The organism is [Muricauda] lutisoli (nom. illeg.), assembly GCF_017313105.1.
Taxonomy (GTDB): domain Bacteria; phylum Bacteroidota; class Bacteroidia; order Flavobacteriales; family Flavobacteriaceae; genus Flagellimonas; species Flagellimonas lutisoli.
The window spans coordinates 744,229-755,893 of sequence record NZ_JAFLND010000002.1 but is presented as its reverse complement, the minus strand read 5'-3'; the positions used below and the strand labels follow the sequence as shown (position 1 = coordinate 755,893).

Annotated in this window: 13 protein-coding genes; 12 read left to right on the top strand and 1 reads right to left on the bottom strand. The window is 41.9% G+C overall.

The window, feature by feature from the left end:
• Window position 1 precedes the first annotated feature (1 nt).
• Window positions 2-880, bottom strand: a complete 879-nt coding sequence (locus tag J0X13_RS10735) for a helix-turn-helix domain-containing protein (RefSeq protein WP_207071404.1) — start codon at window positions 878-880, stop codon at window positions 2-4.
• Window positions 881-1,090: 210 nt separating this feature from the next.
• Between J0X13_RS10735 and hemA the strand changes: the two genes are divergently transcribed.
• From hemA to J0X13_RS10675, 12 genes are read left to right on the top strand one after another with little or no spacing between them, the layout of a single operon-like run.
• Entirely contained in the window at window positions 1,091-2,347 is a 1,257-nt protein-coding gene (hemA, locus tag J0X13_RS10730; RefSeq protein ID WP_207071403.1) for a glutamyl-tRNA reductase, read from the top strand.
• On the top strand, window positions 2,344-3,270 hold the full coding sequence (gene hemC, locus J0X13_RS10725) for a hydroxymethylbilane synthase (RefSeq protein WP_207071402.1): 927 nt from the start codon (window positions 2,344-2,346) through the stop codon (window positions 3,268-3,270). Before hemA ends, hemC begins: the two co-directional genes overlap by 4 nt.
• Entirely contained in the window at window positions 3,248-3,910 is a 663-nt protein-coding gene (locus J0X13_RS10720) for a uroporphyrinogen-III synthase (RefSeq protein ID WP_207071401.1), read from the top strand. The genes hemC and J0X13_RS10720 overlap by 23 nt, the downstream gene beginning before the upstream one ends.
• Entirely contained in the window at window positions 3,907-4,932 is a 1,026-nt protein-coding gene (gene hemE, locus J0X13_RS10715) for a uroporphyrinogen decarboxylase (protein WP_207071400.1), read from the top strand. The genes J0X13_RS10720 and hemE overlap by 4 nt, the downstream gene beginning before the upstream one ends.
• The gene (locus J0X13_RS10710; RefSeq protein ID WP_207071399.1) at window positions 4,929-5,414 is read left to right on the top strand and encodes a DUF6973 domain-containing protein; all 486 of its coding nucleotides are present in this window, start codon (window positions 4,929-4,931) and stop codon (window positions 5,412-5,414) included. The genes hemE and J0X13_RS10710 overlap by 4 nt, the downstream gene beginning before the upstream one ends.
• 12 nt (window positions 5,415-5,426) lie before the next feature.
• Window positions 5,427-5,954, top strand: a complete 528-nt coding sequence (locus J0X13_RS10705; RefSeq protein ID WP_207071398.1) for a GNAT family N-acetyltransferase — start codon at window positions 5,427-5,429, stop codon at window positions 5,952-5,954.
• Window positions 5,944-6,846 (top strand): oxygen-dependent coproporphyrinogen oxidase, encoded by a 903-nt coding sequence (hemF, locus tag J0X13_RS10700; protein WP_207071397.1) that lies wholly within the window; start codon window positions 5,944-5,946, stop codon window positions 6,844-6,846. The genes J0X13_RS10705 and hemF overlap by 11 nt, the downstream gene beginning before the upstream one ends.
• Window positions 6,847-6,874: 28 nt before the next feature.
• Window positions 6,875-7,663, top strand: coding sequence for a PhzF family phenazine biosynthesis protein (locus tag J0X13_RS10695; RefSeq protein ID WP_207071396.1), 789 nt, complete (start codon window positions 6,875-6,877; stop codon window positions 7,661-7,663).
• A 57-nt stretch (window positions 7,664-7,720) separates the two neighbouring features.
• Window positions 7,721-8,710, top strand: coding sequence for a porphobilinogen synthase (hemB, locus tag J0X13_RS10690; protein WP_207071395.1), 990 nt, complete (start codon window positions 7,721-7,723; stop codon window positions 8,708-8,710).
• Between the two features lie 14 nt (window positions 8,711-8,724).
• Window positions 8,725-10,032 (top strand): serine hydrolase domain-containing protein, encoded by a 1,308-nt coding sequence (locus tag J0X13_RS10685; RefSeq protein ID WP_242535704.1) that lies wholly within the window; start codon window positions 8,725-8,727, stop codon window positions 10,030-10,032.
• A 40-nt stretch (window positions 10,033-10,072) separates the two neighbouring features.
• Window positions 10,073-11,194: a CNNM domain-containing protein gene (locus J0X13_RS10680; RefSeq protein ID WP_207071394.1), complete on the top strand. Its 1,122-nt coding sequence runs from the start codon at window positions 10,073-10,075 to the stop codon at window positions 11,192-11,194.
• Window positions 11,194-11,664 carry a methylated-DNA--[protein]-cysteine S-methyltransferase gene (locus J0X13_RS10675; RefSeq protein ID WP_207071393.1) on the top strand — a complete coding sequence of 157 codons (471 nt, stop codon included), beginning with the start codon at window positions 11,194-11,196 and terminating at the stop codon, window positions 11,662-11,664. Before J0X13_RS10680 ends, J0X13_RS10675 begins: the two co-directional genes overlap by 1 nt.
• The last annotated feature ends 1 nt before the right edge of the window (window position 11,665 follow it).

The following is an 11,665-nucleotide window of genomic DNA, read 5'->3' as shown; positions in this document are numbered from 1 at the left end:
TTTAGACATTTGAAGTTAAATATTTTTTAGGTGTGGTGCCGAATTTCTTTTTAAATGAGGCTATAAAATGACTCGCGGTACTGTAGCCTACTTTCAACCCAACTTCATTGACATTGTGCTTGCCCGTTTCCAGCATTTTTCGGGCGTATTCCATTTTATAATCGAACAAGAACCCGAACACGGAGTCCCCGTAGATTTGTTTAAAGCCCTCCTTCAATTTTTTAAGGCTCAGCCCAACTTCTTGGGATAACTCCGCTAATGTTGGTGGCTCTGCCATGCGGGAAATCATGATCTCTTTTGCCATTCGGATTCGACGTACATTATCCTCATCCGCTAAATAGGGGCACTGCTCCAAATCGGCATCTTCGGTTTTATTGAAATAGAGGGAAATCAGTTCGTAGACCTTTCCTTTTAAATACAGTTTTTTGATGGACGGATGCAAGTTGTAGTTCATCAACTGGCTCAGCACAACGGCCGTGGCAGGCGATACCATTTCTTGAGAGTAGTATTTCTTCTCCTTATTTCCTTCACTCAAGAACGGAATGTAATCCGCTTCGTCGGAAAACAAAGAGTGGAATTTTCTGATGGTCATTACCACCGAAAGCAACCAAGACCCCGGTGAAACCACTAGATCGAGCGGTAAATCCTTCTGGGTATTGTAAAGTAACAGGGAGTTCTCTTCGTTTACCTCCAAATAGTAGTTCCCCTCATTAAAATTGAACTTTGACTTGCCCTTCAAACAAAAGTGAAATTGAATGTAGGAACTGTCAATATCCCGCTCTATGAGTTTAGGTTCTTGGGTGTCATTTTGAATTTTTAAGATGTAAATCCCGTCCTCCACCAAAATTTCGTCATAAGAACCTCTAGCGATATTTTTCATGTTGGTTTTCAATCTAAATTTGCTTTTTGGTTAATTTAGAATCGCTCTAAATTAAGTTTTGTAACACTAAATTTATCAATAATAACAATGCCTTAGGTCATTTTTATCAAAAATAAACCATAAAATAACATCCGTGGTCATTTATAGTACCGCTAGCGTTATTTTTTGACCTATAACCCTGTTATTTTTGTGCTGCGATTAATATCCTTTATGAGGGACTACCATATTTCAAAACATAATTCCTTCTATGCCGTTGGGTTGAGTTACAAGAAGGCGGATGCTGAGGTTAGAGGAAAGTTCAGTTTGGATGTTCCTGCCATTGACCATATTTTGGGCAAGGCCAAGGAAATCGGAATTGATGGTCTATTGGCCATTTCCACTTGTAACAGGACCGAGCTTTATGGTTTTGCACAACACCCCTACCAGCTTATCAAACTGCTTTGCGACGAGACCAATGGAACCGTTGAGGAGTTCCAGGAGGTGGCCTACGTTTACAAAAACCATGATGCCATTTCGCATATGTTCAAAGTAGGAACAGGGCTTGACAGTCAGATTTTAGGTGATTTTGAAATCATAAGTCAAATAAAGCAAGGATTTTACCGATCTAAAAAACAAGAAATGGCCAATCCGTTCTTGGAGCGTTTGTGCAATTCCGTGATTCAGGCCAGCAAGCGCATCAAAAACGAAACGGAACTGTCATCGGGTGCGACATCGGTAGCATTTGCTTCGGTAAAATATATTCTGGACAATGTTGACGATATTTCCAACAAGAATATTTTATTGTTCGGAACGGGTAAAATTGGAAGAAATACCTGTGAAAACTTGGTAAAGCACTCAAACAACTCCCACATTACGTTGATCAATAGAACCCGGGAAAAGGCAGAGGACATTGCTGGCAAGTTTCAGTTGACCGTAAAGGACTATGGCGATCTACAAACAGAAATCCGAAAGACCGACATACTTGTAGTAGCTACCGGAGCACAGTTGCCAACCGTTTCCAAAGCATTGATATATCCCAAAAAACCATTGTTGGTGTTGGATTTGTCCGTTCCCAAAAACGTATCTGACGATGTAAAGGAGCTTGACAACGTAACCTTGGTGCATTTGGATGAACTTTCCCAAATTACAGATGAAACCTTGGCCAAACGAAAAGAATACGTTCCCAAAGCGGAAGTTATCATAGAAAAGGTGAAAAAGGATTTCCTAAAATGGTTGGAAACCCGAAAATTTGCCCCAGTAATCAATGCACTTAAGGACAAATTAAACACGATGAAGGCCGAGGAAATCGATTTTCAGACCAAAAAAATCGAAGGTTTCGACCAAATCCAGGCCGAAATCATTTCCGACAGGATCATTCAAAAAATCACCAAACAGTTTGCCAATCACCTTAAGAGCAACGAGGTCGACACCGATGATAGTCTGGAACTGATCCAGAAAGTATTTCAGCTAGAACTACACTCCAAATGAGCAAAATAATCCGCATTGGAACCCGCGACAGCGAATTGGCGCTGTGGCAAGCAACTACCGTGCAACAAAAGTTGGAAGCACTCGGTTACGACACCATTTTAGTGCCTACAAAATCCATGGGGGACCAAGTGCTGGACAAGCCACTTTATGAACTCGGTGTAACAGGAATATTTACCAAGACCTTGGACATTGCGCTGCTCAAAGGAGATATTGATATTGCAGTACATTCCATGAAAGATGTGCCCACGCAGCTCCCCAAGGGCATTGTACAAGTAGCCGTTTTGGAACGAGCCATAACCAACGATATTTTAGTGCACAAAGGTTCCGGGTTTTTGGAAAACGACGGACCTGCCACTATTGCCACAGGAAGTCTGCGACGAAAGGCCCAATGGTTGAACAAATACCCCGATCACAAAGTGGTCGACCTTCGGGGTAATGTAAATACCAGACTCCTTAAACTCATTGAAAATGATTGGCAAGGTGCCATTTTCGCACAAGCAGGATTGGAACGCATCAAGCTGTTGCCCAAGGATGCCATTCAATTGGACTGGATGGTACCAGCTCCAGCTCAAGGTGCTATGTTGGTTGTTGCCAAAGAAGAGGACGATTTTACCAAAGAAGCTTTGGGCAAACTGAACCATCCCGAAACCGAAATGTCCACAACCATTGAACGTGAATTTTTACGCACCTTAGAGGGTGGTTGTACTGCGCCGATAGGGGCATTGGCTCAGATAAAAGATGAAACCGTTTATTTTGAAGGAGTTGTTTTCTCCCTGGATGGAAAGCAGAAAATCGGCATTAAGAAAGAAGTAAAGCTCTCAAATGTGCAAAGGCTTGGCAAAATCAGCGCGGAAGAAGTGTTGCAAAAAGGCGGTGACAAATTGATGCAAGAAATCAGAAATGAAAACAGTACTGTCCACTAAAATGTTGAGTTTATCGCAAAAGGAGCTTTTTCTAAATTCTGGATTGGGATTGGTGGAGTACGATGCCCTGAAAATTGATTTCTCGGACGTGGAAATCCCATTGGATTACAACAACTATATTTTCACCAGCAAAAATGCCGTAAAAGCATTTTTAAATCAGGCAAAAGCTTTGGATTTGTCCAAATACAATGCTTTTTGTGTTGGAGAAAAGACAAAATCCCTTTTGGAAGAAAAGGGTGTAAAAGTTATTGAAATGGCCGAAAATGCATCAGAATTGGCAGAAATTCTGATAAAAAAGCATCGAAAAGAGTCTTTTTTATTCCTTTGCGGTAACAAAAGAAGGGATGAACTCCCAGCATCTTTGAAAAAATATAACGTTCGGTATAACGAATTGGAGGTCTATCGAACCCATTTAAGCGCAAAGGCTTTTCAAAAGGATTTTGACGGTATTATGTTCTTTAGCCCTAGTGGCATTCGAAGCTATCTTTTGAAAAACACCCTAGGGAACAGCACGTTGTTTTGTATTGGGGACACAACAGCATCCGAAGCTCAAAAACATTCAAAAAACATTATTCGAGCCAACAAACCAACCGTAGAAAATGTGTTGGTTCAGGCAATAAATCATTTTAAACACTTATGATAAAAAACGACTTGTTCCTAAAAGCATTAAAAGGTGAAACCGTCGAACGTCCACCTGTATGGATGATGCGACAGGCTGGGCGCTATTTGCCCGAGTTTATGGAACTCCGTAAAAAATACGATTTCTTCACCCGTTGCCAAACACCCGAACTGGCATCGGAAATTACCGTTCAGCCCATCCGCCGTTATGGAATGGATGCCGCTATTTTGTTCAGCGATATTTTGGTGATTCCACAGGCCATGGATATTGAGGTGCAAATGAAACCCAATTTTGGGCCTTATTTGCCGAACCCTATCCGGTCACAAGCCGATTTGGACAAGGTAATTGTACCGGATATTCAGGAAACTTTGGGTTATGTGATGGATGCCATTACCATGACCAAGGAAAAATTGAACGACGAAGTTCCCTTGATCGGGTTTGCAGGCTCTCCTTGGACACTTCTTTGTTATTGTGTGGAAGGGCAGGGAAGTAAAAGTTTCGACAAAGCGCGTGGTTTCTGTTTTACCCAACCCAAAGCGGCACATGAACTGCTTCAAAAGATAACGGATACCACTATTGCGTATCTTAAAGCTAAGGTAAAGGCAGGTGTAAATGCCGTCCAAGTATTTGATTCTTGGGGAGGCATGTTGTCCCCACAAGATTACCAAGAGTTTTCATGGAAATACATACAACAGATCGTGGATGCCTTAAAGGACGAAGCACCTGTTATCGTATTTGGAAAGGGGTGTTGGTTCGCGTTAAAAGAGATGGCCAATTCAGGTGCTTCCGCCGTAGGTGTGGATTGGACCTGTTCTGCTCAAAATGCACGATATTTAACGGGAGGCAATATTACCCTTCAAGGTAATTTTGATCCAGCTCGCTTGCTTTCTCCTCCAGAGAAAATCAAGGAAATGGTCACACAAATGATTCGTGATTTTGGCAAGGACAAATATATCGTGAACCTGGGCCATGGAATTTTGCCCAATATTCCTGTGGAAAATGCCAAAGCATTTATAGATGCGGTAAAAGAATACAAGGAGTGAACGTTTTTGCGGTAGTAAAGCGGGTCGATTTTAAAAATATACTGAAAGGTGTATTTATTGGCTTGAGCTGTCCACACTTTATACTGCCCACCATAAAGGCAACCAAGGATTGCATAGCCGTTTCGACCAAAAACTATGGCAGGTTGCATCATAAAAATGGTCCGGCAAATGCTTTTAGACATGCTTTTTGGAATTATTTGATTGCAAAACGATGTTTTAATTGGCAGAGAAATGAGCAAGCTGTTTTGGTCTGGGCAAAAAAAGTGACCGATTGGCACGAGGATTCTTTTCCAAACAAACAATTACCAAAGGCCATGGATTTGCACAACAATGAGGTTGGTCGTTTTATTTTTGAAAAGCATCCTGATAAATCAGAACAAGAAATTATAGTCTTATTAAAGGAAATGGCCTCGGAGTCCATCAAAATTGATGAGAATACAAGACTTTCTGAATATAAAAACCGAATGATACATATTCTCTGAATTAAACGGAAAATGTCAGAATTAGTCAAAATAAATTATCTTAAAGAAACCGACGCAGAAGATCTCTGCTGCATGATGACTTCCAACGCTGACATTTTTAATCGTTTTTTTACGAAAACCCTATCTCAGAATAAATCAGTTGAAAGCTCTCGCTTATATATTGCCAAAAAAGCTAAGGAAATAGAACGAAGGTTAGAGTTTACCTATGCCATAAGGCATAAAGACAATAGAGTTATTGGGCTTGTTATTCTCAAAGATATTCACTGGGACACTGGAGCAGGAGAGTTGGCCTATTGTTTGGACAAACATCATCAAGGAAAGGGAATTGTTTCTCAAAGTGTGAAAAATATTTCCGAACTGGCCTTTGAAAAACTAAAGCTTAAAAAGTTAAAAATTTTTGCCCATAAAAGTAATATAGCCAGTATCAAAGTTGCCGAAAAAACCGGTTTTCATTGGGCACAAACAGTATCGAAAGCATATCAACCTCCAAATGAAGATTCTCTGGACATGGAAATTTATGAATTAGATTATGAAAGATAAATTCTACCAATACATTCAACAACTACAGGACACCATTACCTCCAAATTGGAAGAATTGGATGGGACTGCCAAGTTCCAACAAGATTTTTGGGAACGCGAAGAAGGCGGGGGAGGCAGGACCAGGGTCATTGAAAATGGTTCCGTGTTTGAAAAAGGTGGAGTCAACATTTCCAAAGTGCATGGGCCATTGCCGAAAAGTATGCAGAACTATTTTGGTGTGGAAGATGTCGACTTCTTTGCCTGTGGCCTAAGCTTGGTCATTCATCCAAAAAGTCCAATGGTTCCAACCGTTCATGCCAATTGGCGCTATTTTGAAATGTACGACAAGGATGGCAATATTGTAGATCAATGGTTTGGTGGCGGACAAGACCTTACCCCCTATTATTTATTCGAGGAAGATGCCATCCATTTTCACGCTGTTTGCAAAAAAGCCTGTGATGCTCACAACCCGGCATTTTATACTGCTTATAAAAAGAAATGTGACGAATATTTTTGGAATGCACACCGAAATGAAGCTCGTGGCGTAGGTGGACTGTTCTTCGATTATTGCAAGGCAACAGAAGAAACCAGTATGGAGGATTGGTACAATTTTGTGACCGAGGTGGGGAATAGTTTCTTGGATGCCTATGCCCCAATTGTTGAAAAAAGAAAAGACCTACTCTATTCCCAAGAACAACGGGATTGGCAAGAAATTCGACGAGGCCGCTACGTGGAATTCAATTTGGTTCACGATAAGGGTACCCTTTTTGGCTTGAAAACCAATGGCCGTATCGAAAGTATTTTGATGAGTCTTCCCCCTCATGTCCAATGGCGCTATGACCATCATCCGGAAAAAGGAAGCGAAGAAGATAAATTGATACAAGTATTGCAAAGCCCAAAAAATTGGGTTTAATCCGTAGTTTTGATCTTAAACCATGCCTATGAGACAGAAAATTTATCAAATAGATGCATTTACTAGCCAGCCTTTTGGCGGAAATCCTGCAGCGGTATGTATTTTGGATTCATGGTTAAGTCCAGAATTGATGCAAAAAATTGCACAAGAGAACAACTTGGCGGAAACCGCTTTTGCCGTTAATAAAGATGGCCTTTATGAAATACGATGGTTTACCCCCGAAGTGGAAGTCGACCTTTGTGGACACGCCACCTTGGCAACAGCCTTTGTACTATTTCATTTTTATGAGCTCGAAAAAGATACCATTCAGTTTTATTCAAACAGAAGTGGTGATTTAACGGTAAACAAGGCTGACAATGGCTGGTTAACGTTGGATTTTCCAGCGGATAACTTAGTCGCCATCCAAAATATTGATGCATTGGATACGGCCGTGGGGCAATCCCCGATAAAAACCCTGAAAGGCAAAACCGACTACATGATGGTATATGGATCCCAGAAAGAGATTGAAAACATTGAACCCAACCATCATCTGTTGGCGCAATTGGATGTTCGGGGGGTTATTGTTACAGCACCAGGAGACGATGTGGATTTTGTTTCACGTTTTTTTGCTCCGGCCTGTGGTGTTCCAGAAGACCCAGTAACAGGTTCGGCCCACACTTCCTTGACCCCCTATTGGTCAGAGGTGTTGGATAAAGCCAAAATGACAGCCAAACAGCTCTCCAAACGAGAAGGCGATTTGGTCTGCGAATATTTGGGCGAACGTGTTAAAATTTCTGGCAAGGCCGTACCTTACCTAACAGGAGAAATTGATATTTGAGAACAACATTAAACCCAATAGCTTGAAGCTTAAGACTTACAGCTTAAAACTTAAAATATGTACCCACTCATTAGAAACAGAAGGCTTCGCGCATCCGAATCCATCAGAAGGTTGGTTCGTGAAACCACGTTGACCCCAGATGACTTTTTGGTGCCCTTGTTCGTGACCGAAGGAAAGGGAATCAAAGAAGAAATACCATCCATGCCCAACTATTTTAGGTTGAGTTTGGACAATCTTGAAAAAGAAGTGAAGGAACTATGGAAAATGGGATTGTGCTCCGTTCTCCTTTTTGTAAAGGTCGATGACAAACTGAAGGACAACAAGGGAACCGAAGCGCTAAATCCCAACGGATTGATGCAACGTGCCATAAAAACAGTAAAAAACGCCTGTCCGCAAATGCTGGTGATGACGGACGTAGCCCTTGATCCGTTTTCCGCTTATGGACACGACGGTATTGTGGCTGAAGGGGAAATACTAAATGATGAGACTGCTGAAGTCCTTGCCGAAATGAGCATATCCCATGCCAAGGCCGGGGCAGATTTTGTGGCGCCCAGTGATATGATGGACGGTAGGATCCTGATCATTCGAGAGGCATTGGAAGAAGAAGGTTTCATCAACACGGGAATTATGGCCTATTCTGCCAAATATGCCAGTGCCTTTTACGGACCCTTCCGAGATGCGTTGGATTCCGCTCCTGTTGATATTGCTGATGTGCCCAAGGATAAAAAAACCTATCAAATGGATTATGCCAATCGGTATGAAGCCATTAAAGAAACTCAAATGGACATTGACGAAGGGGCAGATATCGTGATGGTAAAACCTGGATTGTGCTATTTAGACATTGTTCGGGAAATAAAAAATGAGGTCGAAGTGCCTGTTGCCGTATATCAAGTTTCTGGAGAGTATGCCATGGTAAAAGCAGCTGCCGAAAAAGGTTGGTTGGACCACGATGCAGTGATGCTCGAACAATTGACTGCCATTAAAAGAGCAGGGGCCAACATTATTGCCAGTTATTTTGCGAAGGATTTTATCCGTACTTTGGGATAAACCCTCAACCAAAAATGAAAAAACCAGCGGTTTCATTGCTCTTTATCACTTTGGTGATTTCCTTTGGATTTTCCCAACGGGAACTTATCCACGCCTATCCTTCCAAATTAGGTTTTGATGGAACTTACATCAACCAGAAAGTGGATTCTATCATGGAGATGGGCATTGATAGTCTGGCGTTCCCAGGAGCACAGCTCTTGGTCGCCAAGAACGATACCGTTATTTTCCACAAAGCATATGGCTTTCACACTTACGATAGCATCCAACCCGTCGCATTGAACGATTTGTACGACCTGGCCTCGGTCACCAAAATTTCCGGGCCGCTGCCCGCCCTGATGAAGTTAGTGGACGAGGGAAAGCTCGATCTGGATAAACCTTTTAGTACCTATTGGGAACCTTGGAGACACCGAAAGGACAAAAAAGACCTGACGCTTCGGGAAATTTTGGCACATCAGGCGGGATTGGTACCCTACATTGTGTTTCTGCAGAAAGTGCTCCGGAAAAATGGGAAAATCAAAAAGAGGTTTGTACATCGTTCATCCGACAAAAGATACCAAGGGCAGATATATGATGGGCTTTACATCAACAATCGATTTGAACGAAAAATGAACCGAATCATCAACCGGTCCAAAGTTTCGGATGAAAAAAAATATGTGTATTCGGGACTCACTTTTTTAATTTTTCCAAGTTTGATCGAACAACTGACCGGAACCAACTATCAGACCTATTTGGATGACAATTTCTATCGACCCCTTGGCTGTCATACGTTGGGATATCTGCCTGAAGAAAACAATTATGTAAATGCCATTGTTCCCACCGAAGTGGATACACTTTTTAGAAAAACACTGGTAAAAGGTTGGGTACACGACGAAAATGCATCACTTAAGGGAGGTGTTTCGGGCAATGCAGGTTTGTTCGGCACTGCAGATGATTTGGCCAAATTGATGCTCTTTTATCAAAATTATGGCGACGTAGATGGGAAACAGCTCATTTCAATAAAGACTGTAAAAGAATTTACCGAAGTACAATATCCCGAAAACGAAAACCGCCGAGGATTGGGCTTTGACAAACCCATATTGGATAATGCAGAACTTCCATTGGAAGAAGCCTACCCTTCCCCTCTGGCATCGCCAAAAAGTTTTGGGCATTCCGGTTTCACGGGAACCTTTGTTTGGGCCGACCCTGAAAACAAGCTCACTTTTATTTTCCTATCCAACAGGGTATATCCGTCCAGAGAGCATCGTCAACTGTATGATTTGAACATCCGAACGGCCTTACAGGATGTTTTTTATAAAGCAGAAGGATTAAACATTCAAAATTAATTCCTATTCCCTATCTTGGTACTAAAGATTCTGCCATCCTATGGGACTACTAATATTTTATGCCCTTATTTCCATCTTTTTCTCCTTTTTGTGCTCCATTCTGGAGGCGGTGCTATTGAGCATCACACCTACCTTCATCAATGTAAAAAAGCAAGAGGGAAAAGATTACGCAGCCACATTGGAAACCCTTAAAAAGGACGTTGACAAACCGCTGATCGCTATCCTGACCCTCAATACCATCGCGCATACGGTCGGTGCCATTTTGGTGGGGGTACAGGCAAAAGTTGCTTATGCCGAAATGTATGGAAGCACCGAGCGAACCATTTTTGGTTTCACCTTTACTGAAGATCTTATGGTGGGGATTGTTTCCACGTTAATGACCATATTGATCTTGGTGGCCTCGGAGATCATCCCAAAAACCATTGGGGCTACTTTTTGGAAGCAGTTGGCCAACTTTACCAGCAAGGCGCTGAACATTATGGTATTCATTTTAAAATGGACAGGACTCTTATGGCTGTTGCAACTTTTTACCAAGCTGGTCGGTGCAAAAGGGGAACATGGGAGCATATTGAGTCGTGAGGATTTTAGTGCCATGACGGAAATCGCCCACGAAGAAGGAGTATTCAAGGAATCGGAATCTAAGATGATCAAAAACCTGCTTTATTTTGATGAAATCCTGGCCCGCGATGTAATGACCCCGAGAACCGTAATGAAGATTGCTTCGGAAGACATGCCCATTAAAGAGTTTTTTGAAAAAAACAGACCCTTGCGCTTCTCCAGAATACCACTGTACAAGGATCGCATGGACAACATTACAGGTTTCTTTTTAAAGGACGAACTGTTGGAAGCAATTATCAATAAAAAAGGCAACCAAACCTTGTCTACCATAAGAAGAGAACTATTGGTGACCAACCGCAGCAAGTCCATTAACGAGCTTTTCAAAAAGTTTGTTCAGAAAAGAGAACATATTTCCTTAGTGGTGGACGAGTACGGTTCGGTAAGCGGATTGGTGACTATGGAAGATGTGATAGAAACCTTGCTCGGTTTCGAGATCATGGACGAAAGTGACAATGTGGAAGACCTTCAAAAGCTGGCCAGAAAGAACTGGCACGCTAGAGCAAAGCGATTGGGAATTATTGAAGATGAAGATGAAATAGAGTAATGGAAGTTGCTTATATACAAACACCTATCGGAACCGCAAAGTTAGAAGGTGATGCAAATGGCCTGAGCTCCGTTACGGTTCTGAACAATAAAAAACCAATCGGTATTATTCCTGATGATTTAAAAGATGCTGTTCGTCAATTTCAGGAATATTTTGATGGAGACCGAACGGTATTTGACCTTAAATTGAATCCCAATGGCACCGATTTTCAAAAGAAAGTTTGGGATGCCCTTTTAAAAATACCTTTTGGAAAAACCGTTTCTTATTTGGAACTTTCCAAACAACTCGGTGATGTAAAGGCCATTCGTGCAGTAGCCTCGGCCAATGGCAAAAATCCACTTTGGATTGTGGTTCCCTGTCATCGTGTAATCGGAACCAACGGAGACCTCACAGGATATGCAGGTGGACTGCATAGAAAAAAATGGTTATTGGAACACGAGAGCCCTGCAAAGCAGACGACTCTTTTTTAAT